The organism is Ralstonia pickettii, from assembly GCF_016466415.2.
In the GTDB taxonomy this organism is placed as follows: Bacteria; Pseudomonadota; Gammaproteobacteria; order Burkholderiales; family Burkholderiaceae; genus Ralstonia; species Ralstonia pickettii.
On record NZ_CP066771.1, the window covers coordinates 2,446,672 to 2,472,550 of the forward strand.

Consider the following 25,879-nt stretch of genomic DNA (forward strand, 5'->3'; position numbering starts at 1 on the left):
ATTGATTTGATCAATGCATTTGTATTCTAGATAGGGATGTTGTGCAATAGCGGCTATCCCGCCATCCAACCGCGCCGTCATGTAATGGTGACCGCGCACGCACATGAATATCCCGCTGTTGTCTCCGTTGTTGTCCCAGATCGATGGGTTCATCCGCGCCATGCTGGTGATGGTCGCGCTCGCCCTTTTCTTCCCGGCGCTTGGCGCGAGCGACGGCCCGCTGCGGCTGGACATTGTCACCATCGTCGGCGTATCGCTGGTGTTCTTCCTGCACGGCGCGGCACTCTCCCGCGAGAAGATCGTCGAAGGCGCGCGCAACTGGCGCCTGCATCTGTTCGTGCAGAGCTGCACCTTCATCCTGTTTCCGCTGATCGGCGCGGTCATCCTGTTTGCGTGCAAACCGTTCATTCCGGCTGAGCTGCTGCTGGGCGTGTTCTATCTGTGCGCGCTGCCATCCACGGTGTCGTCGTCGGTGGCGATGACAGCCATGGCCAAGGGGAACGTACCGGCCGCCATCTTCAACGCGACCATCTCGGGCCTGATCGGCATGATCGCCACCCCGCTGCTGATGAGCTTTGTGATCCAGGCGTCGGGCGCGGACCTGTCGGTGGGCAAGGCGCTGCTGGGCGTGGCAGAACAACTGCTGCTGCCGTTCGTGCTGGGTCAGTTGCTGCGCCCGGTGCTCGGCGGCTTCATCAACAAGCACAAGGCGATCATCAGCAAGGTCGACCGCGCGGTGATCCTGCTGATCGTCTTCAACTCGTTTGCCGATTCGACGCACGCAGGGGTGTGGTCGAAGTATCCGTGGGAGACGATCGTGGCGGTGGCCGTCATGAGCAGCGCGCTGCTGTTCGTCGTCCTGGGTGCGACGACATGGCTGTCGCGACGCGCGGGCTTCAACCTTGCCGACGAAATCACCGCCGTGTTCTGCGGCTCGAAGAAGAGCCTGGCGAACGGCGTGCCGATGGGGAAGATCCTGTTTGCCGGCAACTCCGCGCTCGGCCTGATTGTGCTGCCGCTGATGATCTATCACCAGTTGCAGCTGATTGTGTGCTCGACGCTCGCGCGCAGGTATGCGGATCGCGTGGCCCACGCCGAGAACAGCCCAGCTACCCCGGCGAGCCGCGTGGCTTGATCAAGGCAAGCGCGTCAGATTTTCGAATTCCGCTTCTGGCCAGTGGTAGGTGCGCACCCACGCGTGCCCGCCATCGGCCGTCTCCAGCCAGTCCCGGCTGACCGACACACCGCCCAGGGCTTCGTAGAAGCCGATCGCGGCGGTGTTCGCCTCGTACACCAGCAGATGTAACTGTGTGATGCCCTGAGCCACGGCCCAGCGCGCCGCTTCGCCCATCAGGCGCTTGCCGACACCATGGCCGCGTGACGTCGGCAGCAGATGCAGGTTGTCGACGAGCGCGCCCCATGGCGTATTGTCTTCACGCATGGCGCAGAGGAAACCGATGGTCTCGCCATCCAGATCGGCACACCACACGTATTGCCCGGCCACGGGTGCAGTCATGCGTTCGTGCCACTTCGCGTGCATCTCTGCGTTGGCCACGCCGTCGAGATACGCGTCGGACAGGACCCCGAGCCCGCGATACGCGGTCTGCCAGCTTCGCGTGTGGATGTCGGCGATGGTGCTGGCGTCAGACGCACCGCCTTCGCGTAGCACAAGCGTCGTCATGCGTCAGACGCCCGGGTTGCGCGATAACGGCGGGTTCTTGGCAAAGTAGGCGCGAATGCCGCGCAGGATCGCCTCGGCAAGCTGGTTCTGGTGCCCCAGGTCGTTGAGCTTGGCTTCCTCTTCCGGGTTGGAGATGAAGGCGGTCTCGACGAGGATCGACGGAATGTCGGGCGCCTTGAGCACCGCAAAGCCCGCCTGCTCCACCTGCCCCTTGTGCAGCCGGTTGATGCCGCCGATCTGGTCCAGCACGGCCTTGCCGACCTTCATGCTGTCGCCGATCTGGGCGGTGGTCGACAAATCCAACAGCACGCGCGTGACCTGGGCGTCTTTCGAGCCGAGATTGGCACCGCCGATCATGTCGGCGGCGTTTTCCTTGTTGGCGAGCCACTTGGCCTGCGCGCTGGAGGCGCCGCGATCCGAAAGCACGAACACCGAGGCACCGCGCGCTTCCGGGGTGACGAACGCATCGGCGTGGATGGAGACGAACAGGTCCGCCTGCACGCGGCGCGCCTTCTGCACGCGCACGCCCAGCGGGACGAAGTAGTCGGAATCGCGCGTCATCATGGCGCGCATGTTGGGCTGGGCGTCGATCTTGGCCTTGAGCATGCGAGCGATCGACAGCACCACGTCTTTCTCGTGTGTGCCTGCGCCGCCCGTGGCGCCCGGGTCTTCGCCGCCATGGCCGGGGTCGATGGCGACCGTAAGCAGGCGGCGCATGCGCGGGCCGCTCGACGGCGCACGCGGCACGGGTTGCTCGGGAAGGATCTCCAGCGGCGGCGTGTTCGGCGCGTTGGCGAGCGTCGACGGAGGATTCGTCGACGTGGAAGGCGGCGCCTTGCGAGGCGGTGTGCGGCTGGCAAGTGCCGGAGGTTGCGGCTCTTCGATCGCTGGCTTGGTAGGGCTTGCGCTGCTGTCGCGGCGTGCCAGCGCGGCGATCGGATCATCGTCATCCGACGGCGCCGGCATGGGCGTGCCGCCGGACGCAGCAAAGCGCTCCTGCTTGCCCTCGGTGGCCTGCACGAGCTGCATCAGCGGGTCGGGCGGGTTGGTCGGGTACAGGTCGAACACCAGCCGGTTCCGATAGCCGGCAATCGGCAGCAACGTGAACACCTGCGGGTTGACGCTTTCCTTCAGGTCGAACACCAGACGCACGACGCTCGGCCGGTTCTGACCCACGCGCACCTGGCGGATGTACGGATCGTTCGGCGCGATCTTGGCGACCAGCTCGCGCAAGGTCGGGTTCAGTTCGAGCCCGTCGATGTCGACCATCAGCCGATCCGGGTCCTTGATGAGCTGATGCGTGGCCTTGAGCGCGACGTCGGATTCGATCGTCACGCGTGTGTAGTCCTCGGCGGGCCACACGCGCACGGCGACGATGTTGGCGCCGCGCGCAATCTGCGGGCCCACCAGGCTCAGGATGACCGTGCCTGCGCCAGCCTTGGCCATGCGCGTGAGCCATTGGCGGCGGGCCTGGCTCGGCAGGTGGGGATCATCCGGTTGGTCGGTCGGCAGATGCTTGATCAGCATGGGAACAGGTGTTGCAACGACTGTAGAAGTTGAAGGCCGGTCTGTGTGCGTGCGCTCAGGCGTGCGGCGCGCGGTGCATGCTCAACGCCGTCCTCGTAGGTTTCGTGCACAACGTCGACCGATAAAGCGATGTGCAAGTCAGGCGTGCCCAGCAGCGCCTGCGCCTTCTCTGGCCATTCGACCAGACACAGCGCGGGTTCGGCAAAGCAATCGCGGAAGCCGGCGTCGGTCCACTCTTCCGGATCGGCAAAGCGATACAGATCGAAGTGATAGACCTTCTGCGTGCCCATAGTTCCGGCAACGTCGTAGGGCTCGACCAGCGTATAGGTGGGGCTGCGCACGCGCCCGGTGTGCCCGAGGCCGCGCAGGATGGCCCGTGAGAGCGTCGTCTTGCCCGCGCCCAGATCGCCGGAAAGCTGCACCTGCACGGGCCGCGCGCCCAATGCCCGCACGGCCTGCGCGAGCGCCGCACCAAAGGCCGACGTGGCCGCTTCATCGGTGAGCGAAAGCGTGCGCTCGGCGAGCGGAGGGGTCAGACCAGAAGGCGCGTCAGCAGGGAGCACGGTGGGCATTGCGTACAATTTGGGCATGTCCGCCACCCCCACGTCATCGCCCGAAACGAACCTGCATGCACGCCTGCCAGCCGATGCGGCCGGCATGCATGCGCTTGTCGCGCAGATTCGCTCCTGGGGTGCCGAACTCGGTTTCGATGCGGTCCGCATCGCCGATGTCGACCTGTCGCACGCTGAAGAAGGGCTCCAGACGTGGCTTGCGCAGGGGTTTCACGGTGACATGGATTATATGGCGAACCATGGCATGCTCCGCGCGCGCCCGGCTGAACTTGTTGCCGGAACGGTACGCGCCATCGTCGCGCGGATGCCGTATCTGCCACATCTGGCCGATCCGCAAACACCCGGCAGCGACTGGCGCACCATCGAGTGGGACCGCCTGCGCCGCCCTGAAGACGCCACCATCTCGCTCTACGCCCGGGGCCGCGACTATCACAAGGTGCTGCGCCAACGCCTGCAGAAGCTGGCGGAAAAAATTGCCGGTGCCATCGGGCCGTACGGCTTTCGCGTGTTCACCGATTCGGCACCGGTGCTGGAAGTCGCGCTCGCCACCAACGGCGGCCTGGGCTGGCGCGGCAAACACACGCTGCTGCTCGACCGCGATGCGGGCTCGATGTTCTTTCTCGGAGAAATCCTCGTCGACCTGCCGTTTCCCGTTGATCCGCCCGTGGAGCCCCACTGCGGCAATTGCACGCGCTGCATCGACGTCTGCCCTACGCAGGCCATCGTCGCGCCATACACGGTGGATGCACGCCGTTGCATCTCGTATCTGACCATCGAGCATAAGGGGAGCATTCCGGTTGAGCTGCGCCCGGCGATGGGCAACCGCGTCTATGGCTGCGACGACTGCCAGCTCATCTGCCCGTGGAACAAGTTTGCCGTACCGGCCAACTTGGCGGACTTTGACGTGCGCAACGGACTGGACGCGGCTACGCTGGCTGAGCTGTTCAGCTGGACGGACACCGAATTCAACCAACGGCTCGAGGGCAGCCCCATCCGCCGCATCGGGCACGAGCGCTGGCTGCGCAACATTGCCGTGGCGATCGGCAACGCGCTGCGCGGGCCGCTGCTGGATACAACGCGCACGCTCCTGACGGCCGCCCTGCATGCACGCGCTGATGACGCGTCGGAACTCGTGCGTGAACACGTCGCATGGGCGCTCGCCCAATGACGTGAGCACTCCCTGTGACGCAACGTACCAGCGCATCAACACTGTGACGCGCGGTTAATCTGTTTTTTACGCTGCTTGCAGATTGTTTTAAAAACAAAACATTACGCCGCTAGCACAAACCAATGAATACCCCTTAATGCTGGCACAGGCAGGCCCTTATACCGCCTAGTACGCAAACGCTTGCGCATCAGGGCAGACACCAATTGTTTCTCAATAAAATATCGGGAAAATGGCGGCCTAATCCTAAACCGCTCACATCGATGTTTTCCGCTCTTGTTGATCTCCGTTGCGCATTGCAGGCTGCAATCCGTGTCCGCTCATCCTGGATTGCACGCGCGTGGCGCGACGGCATCCTTGGCGCATTGCTCTGCGCCGCGTGTGTGAGCCCGGCATGGTCCACGGTGAACGTCGAGGGGGTGCCCTTCGACGACGCCGCGCGCGTGGCCGGCCGCGAACTGCTGCTCAACGGTACGGGCCTGCGTTCGGTGTTCGTTATCAAAGGCTATGTCGCGGGTCTGTATCTGCCCGAGCGCGCAAAGAACGCGGCCGTCGTCCTCGGCATGAAAGGCCCGAAGCGGTTGCAGATTCATCCGTTGCGCAATGTGGGCGCCGACACGTTCATCCACGCATTGAACGACGGCATCCATCGCAACCAGACCGAAATTCAAATGCAGAAGCTCGCCGACCGCCTGACGCAGTTGGAAGACGCGATGCGCCAGATCGGCTCCACCAAGCGCGGCGACACCATCAACTTCGACTACGCCCCCGATGCTGGTACCACCATCAGCATCAATGGCGTGGCGCGCACCAAGGCCATCCCCGGCGAAGATTTCTACCAGGCCGTGCTCAGCATCTTCATCGGCAACAGCCCGGTGGACCGCGAGCTGAAAAACGGGTTGCTCGGAAGCTGACAGCCTGACGATCGGCATTTCAGGGTTTCCCCGGTCGCCGCGTGGTTGGCGTTTGCAGTTGTGCTATTCAGCAGATTCCTACAAGAACGCAGAACGCGCACCAAGCCACAAGGAGGATGACGATGCCCAAGGGACGACTGATCGCCAACCTGATCGGCGCCGCAGGCATGGCGTTGTGCGGTCCAGCACTGGCCGACAACTACCCCGCCAAGCCGCTCAAGCTGATCATTCCATTTCCGCCGGGCGGCACGACCGACATCGTCGGGCGCAGCGTGGCCGATCAGCTATCGAAGGTGCTGGGCCAGGCCGTGGTCGTGGAAAACAAGGGCGGCGGCGGCGGGTCGATCGGCGCCGATGCCATCGCCAAGGCCGCGCCGGATGGCTACACGATTGGCATCGCCACCGTCTCCACGCATGCGGTCAACCCGGCGTGCAACCCGAAGCTTTCGTACGACCCGCTGAAGGATTTCAAGCCGATCACCAATCTGGCCACGGTGGCCAACGTGATTGCGGTCAACCCAACCTTTCCGGCCAAGAACTACAAGGAATTTGTCGCGGCGCTGACGGCCAACCCCGGCAAATATTCGTTCGCGACATCCGGCACCTGCGGCATCGGCCACATGCTGGGTGAAGCGTTCAAGGTGCTAACCAAAACGCAGATGGTCCATGTGCCGTATCGCGGTGCGGGCCCGGCGCTGAACGACGTGCTGGCCAACCAGGTGCCGATCATGGTCGACAACCTGCCCTCGTCCATGCAGTTCATCAAGAGCGGCAAGCTGCGGCCGATCGTGGTGGCGTGGAACAAGCGCATCGATAGCCTGCCCGACGTGCCGACCTTTGCCGAAGTCGGCCTAAAAGATGCAAACGACCCTGCGTGGTACGGACTCGTCGCGCCGGCCGGCACACCGGACGAGGTCATTCGCAAGCTCAACGAAGCTTCGGTCAAGGCGCTGAGAGAACCGGGCCTGGTCGATCGATTTCGCGGCGCCGGTGCCGAGCCTGTGGGCAACACGCCGCAGCAATACACGGCCGAAATCAAGCGCGAATTCGAAAAGATGCGCACCCTCGTCAAGCAGCAGAACATCAAGCTGGAGCAGTAACGCTGCCCGCCCGGGGGCCTGTGCTAGATTCGCAGGATTGTTTTCAGCGCCGGCCTCCGTCATGCCATCCCCTTTCGACGCCGTTCTCGAAGCGCCCTTCGGCAAGCTGGGCGTGCGCGTGGCCAACGGTGCGCTGCGCGAACTCGCTTATCTGCCCGAAAGTACGCCGACTGTCGATTCATCCGACGCGTTGATCGCCAGGCTGGCTCGCCAGCTCGACGCGTACTACATTGACGCGCGTGCGACATTCGACATCCCGCTCGCACCCGCCGGCACAGATTTCCAGCTCCGCGTGTGGCAGGCCATCAGCGCCATCCCGTGCGGCAGTGTCATCACTTACGGCACCATCGCGCAACAGATCGGCAGCGTGCCACGCGCGGTCGGACAGGCATGCGGTGACAACTGGTTCCCCATCCTCATTCCGTGCCACCGCGTGGTGAGTGCGTCCGGCATCGGCGGGTTTTCGCATCACACGGATGGCTACCTGTTGAACATCAAGCACTGGCTGCTGCGCCACGAAGGCGTGATGCTGATATGAGAAAGGCCGCACGGAAAGACGCCGAAGCGCCGTCCCTGCCGCCGCAAAGCGCAGATGCCATCCAGCGTTTTTGTGACGCGCTGTGGCTGGAGGATGGCCTCGCCCGCAATACGCTCGATGCGTACCGGCGCGACCTCACGCTCTACGCGCACTGGCTCGCCGAGCGCAACAAGTCCATCGCCGAAACCGAAGACGATGACCTGGCTGACTACTTTGCCGCACGCCATGCCGAGAGCCGTGCATCGTCGGCCAACCGGCGCCGCACTGTCTTCAAGCGCTTCTTCCAGTGGGCGCTGCGCGAGCACGTGGTGAGCACCGATCCGTCGCGCCTGCTGCCGACGGCCAAGCAGCCGCCCCGCTTTCCGAAGACGCTGTCCGAAACGCAAGTCGAGGCGCTCATCGACGCGCCGGATGTCGACACGCCGCTCGGCCTGCGCGACCGCGCGATGATCGAGCTGATGTATGCGAGCGGGCTGCGCGTGTCGGAAATCGTCGCGCTGAAAACGGTGGAAGTCGGCCTGAACGAGGGCGTGGTTCGCGTGGTCGGCGGCAAGGGCGGCAAGGACCGTCTGGTGCCGTTCGGCGCCGAAGCGGGCGACTGGCTGCGGCGTTATTTACGCGATGGCCGCACGGCGCTGCTGGGTGAACGTACGGCTGACGCGCTGTTCGTGACCGCACGCGGCGAAGGCATGACGCGCCAGGCGTTCTGGTACCTCATCAAACGCTATGCGCTGCTCGCCGACATTCACGCGCCGTTGTCTCCGCATACGTTGCGGCACGCGTTTGCCACGCACCTGCTCAACCACGGCGCAGACTTGCGCGTCGTGCAGATGCTGCTCGGCCACGCGGACATTTCCACCACGCAGATCTACACCCACGTCGCGCGCGAGCGGCTGCGCACACTCCATGCGCAGCACCATCCACGCGGATAGCGACCGTTCTCCTTGCCCCGTATGAGCAAGTCAAAGCACGTTTCCGAGACGCCCGCCACCCTGTATCTCAAGGCGCATGGCGTCGCTTTCACCGAACACACCTACGACTATGTCGACAAGGGCGGCACAACAGAGTCGTCGCGCCAGTTGGGCGTGGACGAGCACCACGTCATCAAGACGCTGGTAATGGAAGACGAGCATGCCAAGCCGCTGATCGTGCTGATGCACGGCGATTGTTCGGTCTCGACCAAGAACCTCGCACGCCAGACCGGCCGCAAGTCCGTACAGCCCTGCAAGCCCGAAGTGGCGCAGCGGCACAGCGGCTATCTCGTCGGCGGCACGTCCCCATTTGGGGTGCGCAAGGCGATGCCGGTGTATGTGGAGGCGAGCGTGCTGGAGCTTGAGCGCATCTACATCAACGGCGGCAGGCGGGGCTTTCTCGTGAGCCTCGCGCCGAGCGTGCTGACGACCGTGCTGAACGCGCAGCCCGTCAACTGTGCAAACCCCGATTGAAACGAGCGCGGCGGCTGGGGCAACCTATGCGGCACGCTACAATCCCGCAGCCTGATTTCATCGATTTCCTATGTCTCCAGTCGTCGTAACCGTCATTTTTTCCCTGGCCGCCTACCTGATCGGCTCGATCTCGTTCGCCGTGGTGGTCAGCCGCGCGATGGGTCTGGCAGACCCGCGTACCTACGGCTCGGGCAACCCCGGCGCCACCAACGTGCTGCGCTCGGGCAATAAGAAGGCGGCCATTCTCACGCTGCTCGGCGATGCGGCCAAGGGCTGGCTGGCGGTGTGGCTGGCGCAATGGCTGGCGGCGCGCTTTGGCGTGGACGAAACCGGCATCGCCCTGGTGGTGATCGCCGTGTTCCTGGGCCACCTGTTTCCGGTGTTCCACCGCTTTGAGGGCGGCAAGGGCGTGGCCACGGCGGCAGGCATTCTGCTCGCACTGAACGTGTGGCTCGGGCTGGCCACGCTGGCCACGTGGCTCATCATCGCCGTGTTCTTCCGCTATTCGTCATTGGCGGCGCTGGTGTCGGCGGTGTTCGCGCCGTTCTTCTATGTGCTGATGAACGGCTTCGACTGGATTGCCGGCGCGGTTGCGCTGATGGCCGTGCTGCTCATCGCGCGCCACCGCGCCAATATCGCCAAGCTGCTCGCTGGCAAGGAAAGCCGCATCGGCGAGAAAAAGAAAACAGCTTAATTTCGCAACTCGGCGCGCACCGAATGCGCGCGCCGATGTGCTCCCGGCGGCCGCCCCGTATGCCGCCGGATCAGTCGCCGAAAGGCGGACATGTCCTGATAGCCGCACTGCTCGGCAATCGTCGTCAGGCTCAGCGTGCTGACTTCCAGCAGGTGACACGCGCGCTCCACGCGCAACCGGTGCAGCAATTGCAGCGGCGACATCCCGACCGTTTTCGCGAAATGCCGCAGCAAGGTCCGCTCGCTGGTTGAGGCCGCGGCCGCGAGTGCTTCCAGGTCAAACGGTTCGTGCAGATGCTGCTGCAGGTATCGGCGCGCGCGCAGCACGACGCTGTCGCGAATGGCCGGTTTGCTGCGCAGCCATATGCCGATGGCCTCGCCGCGCGACGGGTGGTCGAGCGCCGTATTGCCCAGTGTGCGCGCGAGCCGCGCATCCGCCAATCGCGCAACCACGCGGTGCATGAGCGCCACGCCATGTTCCATTGCCCGTGCGGTGATGACGTTGCCGCTGCTGACAATGGCCTGTGCCGGCACGACCTTCAGACTGGGAAAATTGCCCTGCACCCACCCGGCAATCAGCCACGTGACGGTCAGGCGCTGCCCGGGCGGCAGCACGTCGGCCAACATCGCCACCCCCGTGAACGGCGACGCCACGAGCCGCCCGGCCTGCAGATAACGGCGGATGGTGGAGCGCTCCGCGTCCAGCAGGGCCAGACGCTGCTCCAAGGTGCCGATGTGGTCGAAATGCAGCGGGGGGACGATCAACGCGTCACCCAACTGCACGTCGTCTTGCGGTAGGGCCTCACAACTGCAAGCGAGCGTCTCTGCAGCCGCCTGCCAACGCGCCGGGTCCCGCGCGACGAGCCGCCAGCCGAACACCGGCGTCTTGGCGGCATTGGCGCGCTTGCCGGCCTGCATGGAAGCCAGCGCATTGGCCACGCCAAGCGTGTCGGAAGCCGTGGCCAGCATAGAGAAACCAGCGTCAGGGAAAGTCAGCAAGTCGATTTTCGGCATGCCGCAGTATAGGTCCGGGCGGCAATACGCGTGGCGATATTGCCCCGAATTCTGGCGGGAATACCTCTTTCGAATCGGACCCGCCCGATTGACGATGCCGCGGTGGCTGCGCACTGACGCAACCGCCCATAACAACATCGACATCAGGAGACAACGCACGATGCAGCGATTCATGCAGGGATTCGCGCGCGGCGCGCTTGCCATGGCCGCGCTTGCGGCGCTGGCCGGCTGCGCAAGCACAGGCAGCGGCTGGGCCACGCCTTCGGAAACCGGCCTCTCGGCTGACATCAGCCGCACCCGCTTCGGCATTCCCCACATCCGCGCCAACGATTACGCCGGCCTCGGCTTCGGCATGGCCTACGCTTATGCGCAGGACAACATCTGTTTGCTGGCCGACCAGGTCGTCACTGTCAACGGCGAACGTTCGAAGACGTTCGGGCCGGACGGCACGGTCGTGGTGTCGTTCAAGCCGGTGCCGAACACCCAAGCCGACGCCTTCTTCAAGGGCGCATTCGACGAAGCTGGCTTGCGCGCCGGCTATGCACAGATGTCGCCTGAAGCGCGCGAGCTGCTGCGCGGCTACATCGCGGGCTACAACCGCTATCTGAAAGACACGCCGGCCGCAAGCCGCCCGGCCGCCTGCCGCAATGCCGACTGGGTGCGCCCGCTTACGGTGGCCGACATGATGTTGATGGGCGAAGAAAAGGCCATCCAGGCAAGCGCGGGCGCCATGCTGCAAAGCATCGTCGCCGCGCAGCCGCCGGGCGGTGCGCCCGCCTCCGCGGTCGTTCCGCCGCATGCCGTCGACACCGCCGCGCTCGACCGCGATCTGCAGCTGCGCGACATGCCGATCGGCTCCAACGGCTGGGCCTTCGGCAAGGCCGCCACGGACAACGGTCGCGGTGTGCTGCTCGGCAACCCGCACTTCCCGTGGACGACCACCAATCGCTTCTACCAAGTCCACCTGACCGTGCCTGGCAAGCTAGACGTGATGGGCGCGTCGATTGCCGCCTTCCCCGTCGTCAGCATCGGCTTCAACAAAGACGTGGCGTGGACGCACACCGTTTCCACGGGCCGCCGCTTCACGCTGTTCGAGCTGAAGCTGGCCGAGAACGACCCGACCACCTACCTGATCGACGGCAAGCCGCACAAGATGACCACGCGCACCGTGGCCTTTGACGTGAAGCTGCCGGACGGCCGCCTCGAGCGCCGCACCCACACCTTCTACAACACGGTGTACGGCCCCGTGCTGTCGATGCCCGCCGGTGGCATGCCGTGGACGTCGCAGAAGGCCTACACGCTTCGCGACGCCAATCGCAACAACACGCGTTCCATCGATACGTGGCTGCATATCGCACAGGCCACGGACGTGGCGGGCATCCGGCAGGCCATCGGCAACCTCGGCATTCCGTGGGTGAACACGATTGCCACCGACCGCAACGGCCGCGCGCTGTTTGCCGATGTGTCGACCACGCCGGATGTATCGGCTGAAGCCCTCAAGCGTTGCGCGCCGTCGCCGCTGGCGGACAAGCTCTTCAAGGGCGCGGGGCTGGTGCTGCTCGACGGCTCACGCAGTGCGTGCGACTGGCAGGTCGATCCGGCCTCGCCCGTGCCGGGCCTCGTGGCGCCAGCGCGCATGCCGGTGCTCGAACGCGATGACTACGTCGCCAACAGCAACGACAGCTCGTGGCTGACCAACCCGGCGCAGAGGCTGACCGGCTTCTCGCCGGTGATGGGTTCGACCGACGTGCCGCAACGCCTGCGCACCCGCATCGGCATCATCGAAATCGAGCGCCGCCTGAACGGCACCGACGGGCTGCCCGGCAACAAGGTCGATGTGCCGAACCTGCAGGCGATGATCTTCCGCGACGCAAACCTCGCCGGCCACCTCGTGCGCGACGATCTGCTGGCCGCCTGCAAAGGCACGTCCGATCTCGACGCCGATGTACGCGACGGCTGCGCCGCCCTGGCGCAATGGAACCTCACGGACAACGTCGACGCGCGCGCTGCGCACCTGTTCCGCGAGTTCTGGATGCGCGCCAAGGACATCCCGCACGTCTATGCGATCGACTTCAACCCGGCGGATCCTGTCCACACGCCGCGCAGCCTGCGCATGAGCGATGCAGCCGTACGCACGGCCGTGTTCAAAGCGTTGAAGGATGCCGTGGGCGCCGTCCGCACGGCCGGCTTTGCGCTCGATGCGCCGTTGAGCGCTGTGCAGGCGGCACACGCGCCCGGCGGGGACATCGCCCTGCACGGCGGGGAGGAGTACGAAGGCGTGCTGAACAAGCTGCAGAGCATGCCGATCGGACCGAAGGGCCTGCAGGTGTATTTCGGCACGAGCTACATCCAGACCGTCACGTTCGACGATCAGGGCCCCGTGGCCGATGCGCTTCTGACCTACGGTGAATCGACCGATCCGGCCTCGCCGCATGCGTTCGACCAGATGCGCGAGTTCTCGGCCAAGCGCTGGAACCGGTTGCCGTTTTCAGAAGCCGCCATCGCCGCCGATCCGGCACTGAAGGTGACCAAGCTGTCGCAGTGATCTTTTTGCCGCTGCAAACGCAAACGCCCCGCTCGTGCGGGGCGTTTTGCCTGGAAGCGTGGCGGGTTCAGTCGCGGAAGTTGTTGAAATCCAGCGGGGTGTCGCTCACGTCCTTGCGCAGCATGGCGATCACGCTTTGCAGGTCATCGCGCTTGGCGCCGGTCACACGCACCGCATCGCCCTGGATGCTCGCCTGCACCTTGATCTTGCTGTCCTTGATCGTCTTGACGATCTTCTTGGCCAAGTCGCCCGAGACGCCCTTCTTGATCTTGACGACCTGCTTCATCTTGTCGCCGCCGATCTTCTGCTTGTCCTGGTAATCCAGGAAGCGTACATCGACGTTGCGCTTGGCGAGCTTGTTCATCAGCACATCGTTGACCTGGCCGATCTTGAAATCGTCATCGGCAAACAAGGTCAGTTCCTGCTCCTTGTGCTCGACGCGGGAGTCGGAGCCCTTGAAGTCGAATCGCGTCGAGATCTCTTTGTTGGCCTGTTCCACGGCGTTCTTCACTTCCACCATGTTGGCTTCGCATACCACGTCAAACGACGGCATCGTGTTCTCCTTGCAGACTTGAATTCGGGTTGCTGCGGCGCCTCTGTGCGGGTGCCGCGTGCGCCATGGCTTCTATAATCTCGGCTTTCCGTTCAGATTTAGCGCCATGGCGTTGCTCGACACGCATTATCCCCTACGCCAGCACAACACGTTCCGTTTCGAGGCCACTGCCCGCTACGCCGCACACGTTCGCGCGCCGGAAGACGTTCCCGCCGCACTGGCCGACCCGCGCGTGCAGGGCCTGCCTGTGTTGGTGCTGGGTGGCGGCAGCAACATCGTGCTCACGCGCGATTTCGAAGGCCTGGTGTTGCTGATGGAGAATATGGGCATCGCCACCGGCCGCAGCATGGTCGACGGCCGGGAAGTCCACACCGTCACCGCAGGCGGCGGCGAATCATGGCACGGCCTCGTCGCTCACACCGTCTCTCATGGCTTGCCTGGGCTGGAAAACCTCGCGCTGATTCCAGGTACGGCGGGCGCGGCGCCCATCCAGAACATCGGCGCATACGGCGTCGAGATCAAAGACCGCTTCCAGTCCCTGCGCGCCTACGACCGCCACGCCGGCGAGTTCGTCACCCTCACCGCCGCCGATTGCGCCTTCGGCTATCGCGACAGCCTCTTCAAGCGCGCCGGCGCCGATCGCTACATCATCACCGAAGTCACCTTCGCCCTGCCGGTGGATTGGCAGCCCGACACGCATTACGCCGAACTCGCGCGCGAGTTGGCCGCGCAGAACATCGCCCGCCCGACGGCGCAGGACATCTTCGATGCGGTGATCACCATCCGCCGCCGCAAGCTGCCCGATCCGGCTGAAATCGGCAACGCCGGCAGTTTCTTCAAGAACCCCATCGTCGATGCCGCCACGCGCGATGCCCTCGGCGAGCGTTTCCCGAATCTGGTCGGATATGTGCAACCCGACGGCACCTACAAGCTCGCCGCCGGCTGGTTGATCGATCAGTGCGGCTTCAAGGGCCGGCAGAGCGGCGCAGTGGGCGTGTATGAAAAGCAGGCGCTGGTGCTGGTGCACCGTGGCGGCGGCAGCGCGGTTCAGTTGATGACACTGGCACGTGAGATCCAGGACGCCGTGCATGCGCGCTTTGGCGTGCGTATCGAACCCGAACCGGTCGTGGTGTAAACGGGCTGGCGGGTGGGCACGCTGGGCATCCCGCGCCACATCGCACGCCTCAAGATCCAGGCAGCCCTCGCCCGACATACCCGCGGTCGACCCAATGGCCTAAAATGGCTGGTTTGACCCCACGACCTCCCTTTTCGCGTTCCATTTCATGACCACCGAAACCTTTGACGGCGTCCGCCTGACCACCAAGGCCAATGTGTACTTCGACGGAAAGTGCGTCAGCCACAGCTTTACCCTGCCCGACGGCACCAAGAAGTCCGTGGGCGTGGTACTGCCGGCCACGCTGACCTTCGGCACGGCCGCAGCCGAGATCATGGAATGCGTGGGCGGCTCGTGCGAATACAAGCTCGACGGCACCGATGAATGGAAGACGTCCGGCGCAGGCGACAGCTTCCAGGTTCCGGCCAACTCGAAGTTCGACATTCGGGTGACCGAGGCCTACCACTACATCTGCCACTACGCCTGAACCTGCCCAGGATCCTACTGCGCGGCTCGATCTTGACCTTGTGATGCTCGCCGTAACCATGTACGGCTGCGCTTCTCAGGCCAACCTCGAACCGCTCGCTACGGATTCTGAACAGGTTCAAAGAACTGAAAGACTGAAGAGACACACCATGGAAACCATCCTGCAACATGTTCCCGTCGGCCAGAAGGTCGGCATTGCCTTCTCGGGCGGTCTCGACACCAGCGCTGCGCTGCGCTGGATGAAGAACAAGGGCGCGCTGCCCTACGCCTACACCGCCAATCTCGGCCAGCCCGATGAGGAAGACTACGATGCCATCCCGCGCAAGGCGATGGAGTACGGTGCAGAGAAGGCCCGCCTGATCGACTGCCGGCCGCAGTTGGCCAATGAAGGCATCGCCGCAATCCAGTCCGGCGCCTTCCACATCAGCACCGGCGGCATCACGTACTTCAACACCACGCCGCTGGGCCGCGCCGTGACCGGCACCATGCTGGTCGCCGCCATGAAGGAAGACGACGTCAACATCTGGGGCGACGGCTCGACCTTCAAGGGCAACGACATCGAGCGCTTCTACCGCTACGGCCTGCTGACCAACCCGGCACTGAAGATCTACAAGCCGTGGCTGGATCAGGCCTTCATTGACGAGCTGGGCGGCCGCGCTGAAATGTCGGCCTTCATGACCAAGGAAGGTTTCGGCTACAAGATGAGCGCCGAGAAAGCCTACTCGACGGACAGCAACATGCTCGGCGCCACGCACGAGGCCAAGGATCTGGAGCACCTGAACAGCGGCATCCGCATCGTCAACCCGATCATGGGCGTGGCGTTCTGGAAGCCGGAAGTCGAGGTCAAGGCGGAAGAAGTCTCGATCACCTTCGACGAAGGTCGTCCTGTGGCCGTCAACGGCCGCGAAATCGCCGACCCAGTGGAGATGTTCCTGGAGCTGAACCGCATCGGCGGCCGCCACGGCCTGGGCATGAGCGATCAGATCGAGAACCGCATCATCGAAGCCAAGAGCCGCGGCATCTACGAAGCCCCGGGCATGGCGCTGCTGCACATCGCCTACGAGCGCCTGGTGACCGGCATCCACAACGAAGACACCATCGAGCAATACCGCATCAACGGTCTGCGCCTGGGCCGTCTGCTGTACCAGGGCCGCTGGTTCGATCCGCAGGCCATCATGCTGCGCGAAACCGCCCAGCGCTGGGTGGCCCGCGCCGTGACCGGTACCGTCACGCTGGAACTGCGCCGCGGCAACGACTACTCGATCCTGAACACCGAATCGCCCAACCTGACCTACGCACCTGAGCGTCTGTCGATGGAGAAGGTCGAGGACGCGCCGTTCAGCCCGGCAGATCGCATCGGCCAACTGACCATGCGCAACCTGGACCTGATGGACACGCGCGACAAGCTGGCCATCTACTCGAAGGCGGGCTTGCTGTCGCTGGGCACCGCCAACGCGCTGCCCCAACTCGACGGCGGCAAGAAGTAACTGCTTGCTGCTTCAAGGCAAAAAGGCCGCTCCGACGTCAATCGGAGCGGCCTTTTTTATGCCTGCAGATTTGGGCGGCTGCGCGCTCAATAACGACCGCAGAGCAGGTATTCCATCAGCGCCTTCTGCACGTGCAGACGGTTTTCCGCCTCGTCCCACACGACGCTCTGCTTGCCGTCGATGACGGCCGCTTCGACTTCCTCGCCGCGGTGCGCGGGCAGGCAGTGCATGAACAGCGCATCGGGTTGCGCGCGCTGCATCATCGCCTCGGTGACCATCCAGTCGCCAAAGGCCTTCTTGCGCGCTTCGTTTTCAGCTTCGTAGCCCATGCTGGTCCACACGTCCGTGGTCACCAGATGCGCGCCGTCGCAGGCTTCGAGCGGGTTTTCGAACACATGCACGAACGGCAAGGCGGAATCGGCCACCATGGCCGGATCCAGCTGATAGCCCTTCGGCGCAGAAAAATGGAAGCGGAAGCCGAGGATCTCCGCCGCCTGGATCCACGTGTAGGCCATGTTGTTGGCATCGCCCACCCAGGTGACGGTCTTGCCCTTGATGGGGCCGCGCTGCTCGATGAAGGTGAAGATGTCGGCCAGCACCTGGCACGGGTGGTATTCGTTGGTCAGTCCGTTGATGACCGGCACGCGCGAATGCGCGGCAAAGCGCTCGATGATCTCCTGCCCGAAGGTGCGGATCATGATGATGTCGGTCATGCGGGAGATGACCTGCGCCGCGTCTTCGATCGGCTCACCGCGCCCAAGCTGGGAATCGCGCGTGTTCAGGAAGACCGCGTGGCCGCCGAGCTGGTGAATGCCGGCTTCGAACGACAGGCGCGTACGCGTGGAATTCTTCTCGAAGATCATGGCCAGCGTGCGGTCGTGCAGCGGGTGCCACGTCTCGTAGTTCTTGAACTTGGCCTTGAGGATCGCGGAACGGTCCAGCAGGTATTCGTACTCTTCCAGCGAAAAGTCCTTGAACTGCAGGTAGTGCTTGATCGAGCTTGGTGGGTTCATAAAACAACGAAGGCGGCCTGCAGAAGACGCACCGGGAACATCCCGTGGCACGTCGCCCTAGCCGCCTTGCCTGTTGAAGATTCAGCCCATCATACGGGATCGCCACCGGTTTGGCGAGTTTCGTGCCCGCGCGCGCCCGCTACCATAAAGGCCCGGCTGAAAGGCCGATGAAAGTCTTATATAAGATATAATACTGGCTGCCTCGGATGCCCCAACCGTCCGCACACCGGTACGACAAACCGGTCTGTCCGGTTCACGAATCGGCAACCAGGCAGGCGCATCATCCGCACCACAAGTGCACCCCGTTCGAACGTTGCGGCACCCGCACGGTCGAAGTCGTTTGCAAATCTCCACAGCCCCACGCAGTCCATGGCAGCCAACCCTCGCCAATTCTTTATCCAGGGCGTCACCCGCGACGGAAAAACGTTCCGCCCGAGCGACTGGGCCGATCGGCTGTGCGGTGTGATGGCGCAGTTCCGCCCGGCCGGGGATACCGGAGATCCCCGCTTCACCTACTCCCCCTATGTGCGCCCCGTCATGTCGGGCGGCATCCGCAGCGTGTTTGTCGACGAGCGCCTGCGCGACATCGAACCCAAGGCGCTGGATTTCGTGCTGAACTTCGCGCACGACAACAACCTGCAGCTCGTGGAAGCCTGCATCCTGCCGGAAGGCAGCGCTTCCGCGAAAGCCTAATCCGCAAGAACGCCGTACCAAGGTGCGCCTCGCACATTCGAGGCCCGCAGAATGCAAAAAGCCCGTCCAAAGACGGGCTTTTTTATCGTCGGAGCGCGACGTTGCTTGTCGCGCCACGCCGGCCAGGCCGGCATCACCCGAACTTAGGCAGCCATTGCCTTGATGGCAGCGGACAGACGCGACTTGGCGCGTGCAGCCTTGTTCTTGTGGACGATCTTCTTGTCAGCGATGCTGTCGATCGTGCTTTGGGCGGTCTTGAATGCAGCAGCAGCGGCAGTCTTGTCGCCAGCGGCCACAGCCTTGCGGACGCCCTTGATTGCGGTACGCAGACGCGAGCGCAGAGCCGAGTTGTGAGCGTTCTGAACGACGGCTTGGCGTGCGCGCTTGCGTGCTTGTGCGGTGTTTGCCATGGAAAAATCCCTGAAGAAACGGTAGCAAGCGCCCCGGGAGACACGGAAGGCCGAAGCGCGCAAATTGGTGAAAGACGGCAATTATACGCAGAGTTCTTCCTTCAACGCAAACCCTGTTGTGAATTCGCCCGGATACGTGCAGTTTGGGGCTTCTGCGGCACTTTTAGGCGCGTGGTGAGCCGATCCCTATAATACGGCCGCAATTGTGTCCTCCGGTCACGTTCGTCACGCCGGGCGCGAACCCCGCATGGTGCTGTCGGTCAGACCGCCATCGCCGTGTTTGCCTCCCTGGCGGCGCCCAACCACGCATTCATCTTGAATCTCCTCAAAACCCTCGCCACGATCAGCGGCCTGACGATGCTCTCGCGCATCACGGGGCTCATTCGCGAGACGCTGATCGCCCGCGCTTTCGGCGCCTCGGTTTACACCGACGCCTTCAACGTCGCCTTCCGTATCCCCAACCTGCTGCGCCGGCTTTCGGCCGAGGGCGCGTTCTCGCAAGCGTTCGTGCCGATCCTGGGTGAATTCAAGAACCGCCAGGGCGAAGCTGAAACACGCGCGCTGGTCGACTCCGTAGCGACGGTGATGACGTGGTTCCTGGTAATCATCTCGGCGTTGGGCGTGATTGGCGCGCCGTTGATCGTCACCGCCGTCGCGACCGGTTTCAAAGAGCACGAAAGCCAGGCCTACATCTCGGCGATCTTCATGACGCGCGTGATGTTTCCGTACATCGGGCTGGTGTCGCTGGTGGCGCTGGCGTCGGGCATTCTCAATACTTGGCGGCAGTTCGCGGTGCCGGCTTTCACGCCCGTGCTGCTCAACCTGTCGTTCATCGTGGCGGCGGTGTTTGTGGCGCCGCACCTCGAAACGCCGATCTACGCGCAGGCCTACGCGGTGATGGTAGGCGGCATCCTGCAACTCGCCATTCAAATTCCTTCGCTGCGCAAGGTCGGGATGCTGCCGCGCGTGTCGATCAACGTGCGGGCGGCATGGCACCACCCGGGCGTACGACGCGTGCTCAAGCAGATGTTGCCGGCCACGCTATCGGTATCCGTCGCCCAGATCAGTCTGATCATCAATACGAACATTGCGTCGCGCTTGCCCACGGGCAGCGTGTCGTGGCTGAACTACGCTGACCGGCTAATGGAATTCCCCACCGCGCTGCTGGGCGTGGCGCTCGGGACGATCCTGCTGCCAAGCCTGTCCAAAGCCAGCGCCGACAACAACCGTGAAGAGTACTCATCGCTGCTCGACTGGGGCCTGCGGCTGACCGTGCTGCTTGCGGTGCCCTCTGCGGTGGGGCTGTTCGTGTTTGGCGCACCGCTCACGGCCACGCTGTTTCATTACGGCAAATTCAACGGCATGGACGTCGAGATGACGCGCCAGGCGCTGACGTCGTACGGCGTCGGGCTGATCGGGCTGATTGTCATCAAGATCCTGGCGCCCGGCTTCTATGCGCGGCAGGACATTCGCACGCCGGTAAAGATTGCGCTGGTGGTGCTGGTGGCGACGCAGTTGTCCAACTATGTTTTCGTGCCGATTTTCGGGCACGCGGGGCTGGCGCTGTCGATCAGCTTTGGCGCGACCATCAATGCGGCGCTGCTGTTCTTCGGCCTGCGCCGGCGCGGTTATTACCATCCGCTGCCCGGCTGGGGGCTGTTCATCGCGCAGGTGATGTCGGCGGTATTGCTGCTGGCCGGGGCGCTGCTGTGGCTCGCCCACAATTTCGATTGGGTGGGACTGGGCGCCAAGCCGCTTGTGCGCATCGCGCTGCTCGGGGCAAGCCTGGTCCTGTGCACGGTGGTCTATTTCGGTACACTGTGGCTCACCGGATTGAAGTTCTCCACGTTCCGAAAAAAGGCCATCTGATGACCACTAAAGTCCTCGATTATTTTTCGGCCCTGGTCGCGGACGACGACAGCATCCCCCTCACAGAAACCGCCCTGTCGATTGCGCAGGACGCGTATCCGGATCTGGACCTGCAGGCAGAGCTGGCCGCCATTGACGTGCTTGTCGCGCGGATCAAAAACCGCATCGCCGAGGGCACGCCCGCCATCCAGCGCCTGCGCCTGCTCAATCAGTTCTTCTATCGGGAACTGGGCTTCGGCCCCAATGCAAACGATTACTACGACCCCGAGAACTCTTATCTGAATGCGGTGCTGCAGAGCCGGCGCGGCATTCCGATCTCCTTGGCCGTGCTGCTGATGGAAATCGGCCAGCAGATCGGCCTGCCGCTCAAGGGCGTGTCTTTCCCCAACCACTTCCTGGTGCGCATGAGCATTCCTGCGGGCGAGGTCGTGCTCGATCCGCTGACGGGGCAGACACTGTCGAAGGAAGAGTTGCAGGACATGCTCGACCCGTACCTGGAAAAGGAAGGCATCGAAGACCCGAACTCGGTGCCGCTCGGGGTGTTCCTGCAAGTGGCCACGCATCGCGAGATCATCGCGCGCATGCTGCGCAATCTGAAGGCGATCTACCTGCAGGAATCGCGCTGGCAGCGCCTGCTGGCGGTGCAACAGCGGCTGGTGATTCTGCTCCCCGATTCCATTGAGGAGGTGCGCGACCGGGGGCTGGCCTACGCCAATCTGGAGTGCTTCCGGCCCGCGCTGGAAGATCTCGAAGCGTACGTCGATGCCCGGCCCGATGCAGCCGACACGGCCAAGCTCAAGGAGCGCATGCCAACGCTGCGCGCCATGAGCAAGAACCTGAACTGACGCTTACTTCTGAGCGACGGCGCCGCGACGGCGTTTGAGCAACTTCCACAGCCCGCCCAGCATGAGTGGCACGATCGCCGCGCCCAGGCCGATCAGCACGATCGTGTTCAGGTGATCGCGAATCACGGGCACATTACCGAACGCCTCGCCCGACAGCACCAGGATCGCCACCCACAGCACGGCGCCGATCATGTTGAAGAGCTGGAATTTCGCGAACGTCATCTTCGACACGCCCGCCACAAACGGCGCGAACGTGCGCACCACGGGGATGAAGCGCGCCATCACCAGCGTCTTGCCGCCGTGACGTTCATAGAAGCCGTGCGTTTTCATCAACGCTTCGTGATCGAGGAAGCGGATGTGACCGTCGAATACCTTGGGGCCGATCCAGGAGCCGACGAAATAGTTGACGGTGTTGCCCGTTGTGGCGGCAATCACTAGCAATACGATGAGCAGCCAGGCATCCATCTGACCCGTGGCGCACATGGCCCCGGCAATGAACAGCAGCGTGTCGCCCGGCAGAAAAGGCAGCACCACGAGGCCGGTTTCGGCGAACACGATGGCGAACAGCAGCACGTAGACCCACGCGCCGTATTGCTGAATCAGCAAGCCCAACGACTTGTCGACATGCAGCACGATGTCGACCAATTGCATCACGATATCCAAACCATCCCCCTGAACGAGCGGGAAATGATACCGGATGTGACTTAGATTTCCCCTAGCCCTTGGCGGGGCTTGCGTCGGTGCGCCGCACAGGGCGTGACATTTATAATGCCGCGATGACTTCCGCCTTCACTTCCCGCCGCCCCATCCGCCCGCTTCCCGACCAGTTGATCAGCCAGATCGCGGCCGGCGAGGTGGTCGAACGGCCGGCGTCCGTGGTCAAGGAACTGCTGGAAAACGCACTGGACGCCGGTGCCACGCAGATCCAGATCAAGCTGGAGGAAGGCGGCGTACGGCGCATTGCCATCACCGACAACGGCGTCGGCATTCCGGCCGACGAACTGCCCGTCGCGCTGATGCGGCATGCGACCAGCAAGATCGGTTCGCTGGAAGAGCTGGAATCGGTGGCGACGCTGGGGTTTCGGGGCGAGGCGCTGGCCTCGATTGCCTCGGTGGCGGAGTTGACGCTCACGTCGCGCACCGCCAATGACGCCCACGCCACGCAGATCATCGCGCAAACCGGGCGGGCCCAGCCGGCCTCTGGCGGTGTCGGCACCACCGTCGATGTGCAGCATCTGTACTTCAACACGCCGGCGCGCCGCAAATTCCTGAAGACCGAGCAGACCGAGCTGGGCCATTGCATGGAAGTGATCCGCCGCACCGCGCTGGCGCGGCCCGACGTGGCCATCTCCGTGCATCACAACGGCAAGCCGCTGGAGCATTGGAACGCCACACAGGCGGATTCACGCTCCGCAGCCGTGCTCGGCACCGAATTCGCCCGCGCACGCCTGCCTTTCGAGGAATCGGCCGGCGAGTTGCGCCTGTTCGGCTTTGCCGGCCTGCCGACCGCCTCGCGCGGCAGGGCCGACCACCAGTTCTTCTACGTCAATGGCCGTTTCGTGCGCGATCGCCTGCTGACGCATGCCGTGCGCAGCGCCTACGAAGACGTGCTCCACGGCGACCGCTTCCCCGCCTACGTGCTGTGCCTGGAGTTGCCGCCCGAAGCGGTGGACGTCAACGTGCACCCGTCCAAGATCGAGGTGCGGTTCCGCGACAGCCGCGCGGTGCACCAGTTCGTCTATCACGCGGTGCAGCGCGCCCTGTCCCGCCACGCCGGCGAACAGGGCGACAGCCTGCGCACCGACATCGCCGCTGCGCCCGAAGTCGCCGGGGTCACGACGGCGCCCTCGCCCGCCGACAACACCACGCGCTGGATCAACCAGATGGCCGCGCGGCAGACGTCGCTCGGCATTGCACAGCCGCGTGCGGAATACCTGTCGATGATGCGCGGCGATAGCACGCCCATGCCGGCGATGCGCCCCGCCTGGATGACCGACGTGCCGAGCGCGGCAACGTTGTTCGACGGCGGCACCGCGACCGCGCAAGCGCCTGCTGCTGTTGCAGAGCCGGTCGCTGCACCACCCGCCGATGACGACGATGCGCACCCGCTCGGCTTTGCCGTGGCCCAGTTGCACGGCATCTACGTGCTGGCGCAGAACACGCGCGGCATGGTGCTCGTCGATATGCATGCCGCGCACGAGCGCATCCTGTACGAGCAACTCAAGACCGCACTGGAAACCAAGCGTGTCGAGGTGCAACCGCTCCTCATTCCCGTCACGTTTGCCGCAAGCCCGGTGGAGATCGGCACCGCAGAGGAATTCCGCGACACGCTCACGCTGCTTGGCTTCGACATCTCCGCCGTGTCGCCCACCACGCTGGCCGTGCGATCGGTGCCGACACTGCTGCAGAAGGCCGATGCGCAGGCGCTCGCGCGCGACGTGCTGCGCGATCTGCACGCGTACGGCGGCTCGCGCGTGCTGGCCGAACGCCAGAACGAGCTGCTGGCCACGTTGGCGTGCCACTCTGCCGTGCGTGCCAATCGCCGGTTGAACCTGGACGAGATGAACGCGCTGCTGCGCCGGATGGAAGCCACCGAACGCGCCGACCAGTGCAATCACGGCCGCCCGACATGGATCCAGTTGACCGTGGCTGACCTGGATCGCCTCTTCCTGCGTGGCCAGTAAATTCCGATGACTGCGTCCGCTGCAAGCGCCCCGCGCGCGATTTGCCTGCTCGGCCCGACCGCGTCCGGCAAGACCGCCGCGGCATTGAAGCTGGCCGAGCGCTGGCCGGTCGAGATCATCAGCATGGATTCGGCGCTGGTGTATCGCGGCATGGACATCGGCACGGCAAAGCCCAGCGCCGAAGAACAGGCCATCGCGCCGCATCACCTGATCGACATCATTGATCCGCTCGATGCGTATTCCGCCGCGCAGTTTGCCAACGATGCGAATGCGCTGATCGATGCCATCCGCGCACGCGGCCGGCTGCCGCTGATCGTCGGCGGCACGATGCTGTATTACAAGGCGCTCACGCAAGGGCTCTCCGATTTGCCCGGCGCCGATCCCGCCATCCGCGCGGAGATCGATGCCGAAGCCGCCCGCGATGGCTGGCCGGCGTTGCACGCCAAACTGGCGCAGGTCGATCCGGTGACGGCCGCGCGACTGCACGCGACCGACGCGCAGCGCATCCAGCGCGCGTTGGAGCTGTATCGTCTGACCGGTCAGCCGATGTCTGCCCTGCTCGCACGCGAAGTCGGCGCGAATGCGTTCCAGCAGCACGATGCAGCCGCGCCGTATCTGACGATCGCGCTGGAACCGTCCGATCGCCTCGTGCTGCATGCGCGCATCGCACAGCGCTTTGACGCGATGCTCGCCGGCGGCCTGCTCGACGAAGTGGAGGGCTTGCGCCGCCGCGGCGATCTTTCGCCCACGCTGCCGTCCATCCGTTGCGTCGGTTATCGCCAGGCGTGGGCTTACCTCGAAGGCGAAATCGACATGGCTGCCCTCCGTGAACAAGGCATCGCCGCAACGCGCCAGCTCTGCAAGCGCCAGATCACGTGGCTGCGCAGCACGCCCGAGCGGCACGTTGTCGACTGCCTCGCATCCGATTACGTCGACCAGGTTGCGCGCCTGGTCCAAACCTCACTGGAATCCCAATCACAATGACCGCCACCACAGCGACCCGCTTCACGCTGCGCCCTGCCACGCCGGACGACTGCGCCTCGCTCGTTCGCCTGATCTCTGCGCTGGCCGAATACGAAAAGCTCACGCACCTGGTGCGGACCACGCCCGAAGCGCTGGCGACGATGTTGTTCGGGCCCCGCCCGTACTGCGAGGCGGTGCTGGCGGAAGTCGACGGCCGGGCCGTGGGCTTTGCGCTGTTCTTCCACAACTTCTCGACCTTCCTGTGCAAGCCGGGCCTGTATCTGGAAGACCTCTTCGTCGAGCCCGAATACCGCGGCCTGGGCATCGGCAAGGCACTCCTGATCCACCTCGCGCGCCTGGCGCAGGAGCGGGACTGCGGCCGCTTCGAATGGAGCGTGCTGGACTGGAATGCGCCGTCCATCGCGTTCTACGAAGCCATGGGCGCCGATGTGCTGCCCGAGTGGCGCATCTGCCGCGCCACAGGCGACGCGTTGACCAAGCTGGCCGCCACGGTCATGCCCGCCAGCCTGGCCGCACCGGCCTGAATTTGACCGCAAGCTCCGGAGTG

The 25,879-nt window shown here is 64.2% G+C and carries 26 protein-coding genes; 18 read left to right on the plus strand and 8 right to left on the minus strand.

Annotated features, from left to right (window positions below):
• Positions 1-103: 103 nt before the first annotated feature.
• A complete protein-coding gene (locus RP6297_RS11570) occupies positions 104-1,135 on the plus strand; it encodes a bile acid:sodium symporter family protein (protein ID WP_009241376.1) in 1,032 nt (343 codons plus the stop codon).
• Here the strand turns inward: RP6297_RS11570 and RP6297_RS11575 are convergent, their stop codons facing one another.
• Genes RP6297_RS11575 through tsaE form a run of 3 tightly spaced genes read right to left on the minus strand, consistent with a single transcriptional unit; the run spans position 1,136 to position 3,780 of the window.
• Positions 1,136-1,681 carry a GNAT family N-acetyltransferase gene (locus RP6297_RS11575; protein WP_009241377.1) on the minus strand — a complete coding sequence of 182 codons (546 nt, stop codon included), beginning with the start codon at positions 1,679-1,681 and terminating at the stop codon, positions 1,136-1,138.
• A gap of 3 nt (positions 1,682-1,684) precedes the next feature.
• The gene (locus RP6297_RS11580; RefSeq protein ID WP_009241378.1) at positions 1,685-3,208 is read right to left on the minus strand and encodes an N-acetylmuramoyl-L-alanine amidase; all 1,524 of its coding nucleotides are present in this window, start codon (positions 3,206-3,208) and stop codon (positions 1,685-1,687) included.
• Positions 3,202-3,780: a tRNA (adenosine(37)-N6)-threonylcarbamoyltransferase complex ATPase subunit type 1 TsaE gene (gene tsaE, locus RP6297_RS11585; RefSeq protein WP_037028800.1), complete on the minus strand. Its 579-nt coding sequence runs from the start codon at positions 3,778-3,780 to the stop codon at positions 3,202-3,204. The genes RP6297_RS11580 and tsaE overlap by 7 nt, the downstream gene beginning before the upstream one ends.
• A 16-nt stretch (positions 3,781-3,796) precedes the next feature.
• On the opposite strand from tsaE, the gene queG reads away from it, so the two are divergent.
• From queG to plsY, 7 genes are all read left to right on the plus strand, one after another.
• Entirely contained in the window at positions 3,797-4,948 is a 1,152-nt protein-coding gene (gene queG / locus RP6297_RS11590) for a tRNA epoxyqueuosine(34) reductase QueG (RefSeq protein ID WP_037028167.1), read from the plus strand.
• A gap of 260 nt (positions 4,949-5,208) precedes the next feature.
• Positions 5,209-5,859, plus strand: coding sequence for a chalcone isomerase family protein (locus RP6297_RS11595; protein WP_009241381.1), 651 nt, complete (start codon positions 5,209-5,211; stop codon positions 5,857-5,859).
• A 122-nt stretch (positions 5,860-5,981) separates the two neighbouring features.
• Entirely contained in the window at positions 5,982-6,959 is a 978-nt protein-coding gene (locus RP6297_RS11600; protein WP_009241382.1) for a tripartite tricarboxylate transporter substrate binding protein BugE, read from the plus strand.
• 61 nt (positions 6,960-7,020) lie between these two features.
• The gene (locus RP6297_RS11605) at positions 7,021-7,497 is read left to right on the plus strand and encodes a methylated-DNA--[protein]-cysteine S-methyltransferase (protein WP_009241383.1); all 477 of its coding nucleotides are present in this window, start codon (positions 7,021-7,023) and stop codon (positions 7,495-7,497) included.
• Entirely contained in the window at positions 7,494-8,429 is a 936-nt protein-coding gene (xerD, locus tag RP6297_RS11610) for a site-specific tyrosine recombinase XerD (protein WP_009241384.1), read from the plus strand. The genes RP6297_RS11605 and xerD overlap by 4 nt, the downstream gene beginning before the upstream one ends.
• A 21-nt stretch (positions 8,430-8,450) precedes the next feature.
• Positions 8,451-8,942, plus strand: a complete 492-nt coding sequence (gene ybaK, locus RP6297_RS11615) for a Cys-tRNA(Pro) deacylase (RefSeq protein WP_009241385.1) — start codon at positions 8,451-8,453, stop codon at positions 8,940-8,942.
• A 70-nt stretch (positions 8,943-9,012) separates the two neighbouring features.
• On the plus strand, positions 9,013-9,636 hold the full coding sequence (plsY, locus tag RP6297_RS11620) for a glycerol-3-phosphate 1-O-acyltransferase PlsY (RefSeq protein WP_009241386.1): 624 nt from the start codon (positions 9,013-9,015) through the stop codon (positions 9,634-9,636).
• Here the strand turns inward: plsY and RP6297_RS11625 are convergent.
• Positions 9,633-10,649 carry a GlxA family transcriptional regulator gene (locus tag RP6297_RS11625; protein WP_009241387.1) on the minus strand — a complete coding sequence of 339 codons (1,017 nt, stop codon included), beginning with the start codon at positions 10,647-10,649 and terminating at the stop codon, positions 9,633-9,635. The two genes, plsY and RP6297_RS11625, sit on opposite strands and share 4 nt — an antisense overlap.
• A 160-nt stretch (positions 10,650-10,809) precedes the next feature.
• On the opposite strand from RP6297_RS11625, the gene RP6297_RS11630 reads away from it, so the two are divergent.
• Positions 10,810-13,194, plus strand: a complete 2,385-nt coding sequence (locus RP6297_RS11630) for an acylase (protein ID WP_009241388.1) — start codon at positions 10,810-10,812, stop codon at positions 13,192-13,194.
• Between the two features lie 67 nt (positions 13,195-13,261).
• Here RP6297_RS11630 and RP6297_RS11635 read toward each other — a convergent pair whose 3' ends face one another.
• Positions 13,262-13,747, minus strand: a complete 486-nt coding sequence (locus RP6297_RS11635; RefSeq protein ID WP_009241389.1) for a YajQ family cyclic di-GMP-binding protein — start codon at positions 13,745-13,747, stop codon at positions 13,262-13,264.
• Between the two features lie 106 nt (positions 13,748-13,853).
• Here RP6297_RS11635 and murB point away from each other — a divergent pair, with 106 nt between their 5' ends.
• From murB to argG, 3 genes are all read left to right on the plus strand, one after another.
• Positions 13,854-14,882 (plus strand): UDP-N-acetylmuramate dehydrogenase, encoded by a 1,029-nt coding sequence (gene murB / locus RP6297_RS11640; protein WP_009241390.1) that lies wholly within the window; start codon positions 13,854-13,856, stop codon positions 14,880-14,882.
• 148 nt (positions 14,883-15,030) lie between these two features.
• Positions 15,031-15,348 (plus strand): pyrimidine/purine nucleoside phosphorylase, encoded by a 318-nt coding sequence (gene ppnP, locus RP6297_RS11645; RefSeq protein ID WP_004631764.1) that lies wholly within the window; start codon positions 15,031-15,033, stop codon positions 15,346-15,348.
• A gap of 148 nt (positions 15,349-15,496) precedes the next feature.
• A complete protein-coding gene (gene argG, locus RP6297_RS11650) occupies positions 15,497-16,834 on the plus strand; it encodes an argininosuccinate synthase (protein ID WP_009241391.1) in 1,338 nt (445 codons plus the stop codon).
• Positions 16,835-16,920: 86 nt separating this feature from the next.
• Here argG and argF read toward each other — a convergent pair whose 3' ends face one another.
• Positions 16,921-17,847: an ornithine carbamoyltransferase gene (gene argF / locus RP6297_RS11655; protein ID WP_004631757.1), complete on the minus strand. Its 927-nt coding sequence runs from the start codon at positions 17,845-17,847 to the stop codon at positions 16,921-16,923.
• 369 nt (positions 17,848-18,216) lie between these two features.
• On the opposite strand from argF, the gene RP6297_RS11660 reads away from it, so the two are divergent.
• Positions 18,217-18,540, plus strand: coding sequence for a DUF3579 domain-containing protein (locus RP6297_RS11660; RefSeq protein ID WP_009241392.1), 324 nt, complete (start codon positions 18,217-18,219; stop codon positions 18,538-18,540).
• 143 nt (positions 18,541-18,683) lie between these two features.
• Here the strand turns inward: RP6297_RS11660 and rpsT are convergent, their stop codons facing one another.
• Entirely contained in the window at positions 18,684-18,950 is a 267-nt protein-coding gene (gene rpsT / locus RP6297_RS11665; RefSeq protein WP_004631753.1) for a 30S ribosomal protein S20, read from the minus strand.
• 315 nt (positions 18,951-19,265) lie between these two features.
• On the opposite strand from rpsT, the gene murJ reads away from it, so the two are divergent.
• Together murJ and RP6297_RS11675 are read left to right on the plus strand one after the other, a co-directional pair.
• Complete coding sequence (gene murJ / locus RP6297_RS11670) at positions 19,266-20,819, plus strand: murein biosynthesis integral membrane protein MurJ (protein WP_037028798.1); 1,554 nt, start codon at positions 19,266-19,268, stop codon at positions 20,817-20,819.
• Positions 20,819-21,664, plus strand: a complete 846-nt coding sequence (locus RP6297_RS11675) for a SirB1 family protein (protein WP_009241394.1) — start codon at positions 20,819-20,821, stop codon at positions 21,662-21,664. The genes murJ and RP6297_RS11675 overlap by 1 nt, the downstream gene beginning before the upstream one ends.
• Positions 21,665-21,667: 3 nt before the next feature.
• Here the strand turns inward: RP6297_RS11675 and RP6297_RS11680 are convergent, their stop codons facing one another.
• Positions 21,668-22,315 carry a VTT domain-containing protein gene (locus RP6297_RS11680; RefSeq protein WP_009241395.1) on the minus strand — a complete coding sequence of 216 codons (648 nt, stop codon included), beginning with the start codon at positions 22,313-22,315 and terminating at the stop codon, positions 21,668-21,670.
• 125 nt (positions 22,316-22,440) lie between these two features.
• On the opposite strand from RP6297_RS11680, the gene mutL reads away from it, so the two are divergent.
• Genes mutL through RP6297_RS11695 form a run of 3 tightly spaced genes read left to right on the plus strand, consistent with a single transcriptional unit; the run spans position 22,441 to position 25,856 of the window.
• Positions 22,441-24,348 (plus strand): DNA mismatch repair endonuclease MutL, encoded by a 1,908-nt coding sequence (gene mutL, locus RP6297_RS11685; RefSeq protein WP_009241396.1) that lies wholly within the window; start codon positions 22,441-22,443, stop codon positions 24,346-24,348.
• Between the two features lie 6 nt (positions 24,349-24,354).
• Positions 24,355-25,332 carry a tRNA (adenosine(37)-N6)-dimethylallyltransferase MiaA gene (gene miaA / locus RP6297_RS11690; protein WP_009241397.1) on the plus strand — a complete coding sequence of 326 codons (978 nt, stop codon included), beginning with the start codon at positions 24,355-24,357 and terminating at the stop codon, positions 25,330-25,332.
• Positions 25,329-25,856, plus strand: a complete 528-nt coding sequence (locus RP6297_RS11695; RefSeq protein ID WP_009241398.1) for a GNAT family N-acetyltransferase — start codon at positions 25,329-25,331, stop codon at positions 25,854-25,856. The genes miaA and RP6297_RS11695 overlap by 4 nt, the downstream gene beginning before the upstream one ends.
• The last annotated feature ends 23 nt before the right edge of the window (positions 25,857-25,879 follow it).

Coding starts and splice junctions, on each gene's coding strand:
- xerD (WP_009241384.1), top strand. CDS start 7,494: ATGAGAAAGGCCGCACGGAAAGACGCCGAAGCGCCGTCCCTGCCGCCG.
- murB (WP_009241390.1), top strand. CDS start 13,854: ATGGCGTTGCTCGACACGCATTATCCCCTACGCCAGCACAACACGTTC.
- RP6297_RS11635 (WP_009241389.1), bottom strand. CDS start 13,747: ATGCCGTCGTTTGACGTGGTATGCGAAGCCAACATGGTGGAAGTGAAG.
- rpsT (WP_004631753.1), bottom strand. CDS start 18,950: ATGGCAAACACCGCACAAGCACGCAAGCGCGCACGCCAAGCCGTCGTT.
- RP6297_RS11580 (WP_009241378.1), bottom strand. CDS start 3,208: ATGCTGATCAAGCATCTGCCGACCGACCAACCGGATGATCCCCACCTG.
- RP6297_RS11625 (WP_009241387.1), bottom strand. CDS start 10,649: ATGCCGAAAATCGACTTGCTGACTTTCCCTGACGCTGGTTTCTCTATG.
- argG (WP_009241391.1), top strand. CDS start 15,497: ATGGAAACCATCCTGCAACATGTTCCCGTCGGCCAGAAGGTCGGCATT.
- queG (WP_037028167.1), top strand. CDS start 3,797: ATGTCCGCCACCCCCACGTCATCGCCCGAAACGAACCTGCATGCACGC.
- RP6297_RS11630 (WP_009241388.1), top strand. CDS start 10,810: ATGCAGCGATTCATGCAGGGATTCGCGCGCGGCGCGCTTGCCATGGCC.
- RP6297_RS11600 (WP_009241382.1), top strand. CDS start 5,982: ATGCCCAAGGGACGACTGATCGCCAACCTGATCGGCGCCGCAGGCATG.
- ppnP (WP_004631764.1), top strand. CDS start 15,031: ATGACCACCGAAACCTTTGACGGCGTCCGCCTGACCACCAAGGCCAAT.
- RP6297_RS11575 (WP_009241377.1), bottom strand. CDS start 1,681: ATGACGACGCTTGTGCTACGCGAAGGCGGTGCGTCTGACGCCAGCACC.
- RP6297_RS11570 (WP_009241376.1), top strand. CDS start 104: ATGAATATCCCGCTGTTGTCTCCGTTGTTGTCCCAGATCGATGGGTTC.
- tsaE (WP_037028800.1), bottom strand. CDS start 3,780: ATGCCCACCGTGCTCCCTGCTGACGCGCCTTCTGGTCTGACCCCTCCG.
- RP6297_RS11595 (WP_009241381.1), top strand. CDS start 5,209: ATGTTTTCCGCTCTTGTTGATCTCCGTTGCGCATTGCAGGCTGCAATC.
- RP6297_RS11605 (WP_009241383.1), top strand. CDS start 7,021: ATGCCATCCCCTTTCGACGCCGTTCTCGAAGCGCCCTTCGGCAAGCTG.
- plsY (WP_009241386.1), top strand. CDS start 9,013: ATGTCTCCAGTCGTCGTAACCGTCATTTTTTCCCTGGCCGCCTACCTG.
- mutL (WP_009241396.1), top strand. CDS start 22,441: ATGACTTCCGCCTTCACTTCCCGCCGCCCCATCCGCCCGCTTCCCGAC.
- RP6297_RS11675 (WP_009241394.1), top strand. CDS start 20,819: ATGACCACTAAAGTCCTCGATTATTTTTCGGCCCTGGTCGCGGACGAC.
- argF (WP_004631757.1), bottom strand. CDS start 17,847: ATGAACCCACCAAGCTCGATCAAGCACTACCTGCAGTTCAAGGACTTT.
- ybaK (WP_009241385.1), top strand. CDS start 8,451: ATGAGCAAGTCAAAGCACGTTTCCGAGACGCCCGCCACCCTGTATCTC.
- RP6297_RS11695 (WP_009241398.1), top strand. CDS start 25,329: ATGACCGCCACCACAGCGACCCGCTTCACGCTGCGCCCTGCCACGCCG.
- RP6297_RS11660 (WP_009241392.1), top strand. CDS start 18,217: ATGGCAGCCAACCCTCGCCAATTCTTTATCCAGGGCGTCACCCGCGAC.
- RP6297_RS11680 (WP_009241395.1), bottom strand. CDS start 22,315: ATGCAATTGGTCGACATCGTGCTGCATGTCGACAAGTCGTTGGGCTTG.
- miaA (WP_009241397.1), top strand. CDS start 24,355: ATGACTGCGTCCGCTGCAAGCGCCCCGCGCGCGATTTGCCTGCTCGGC.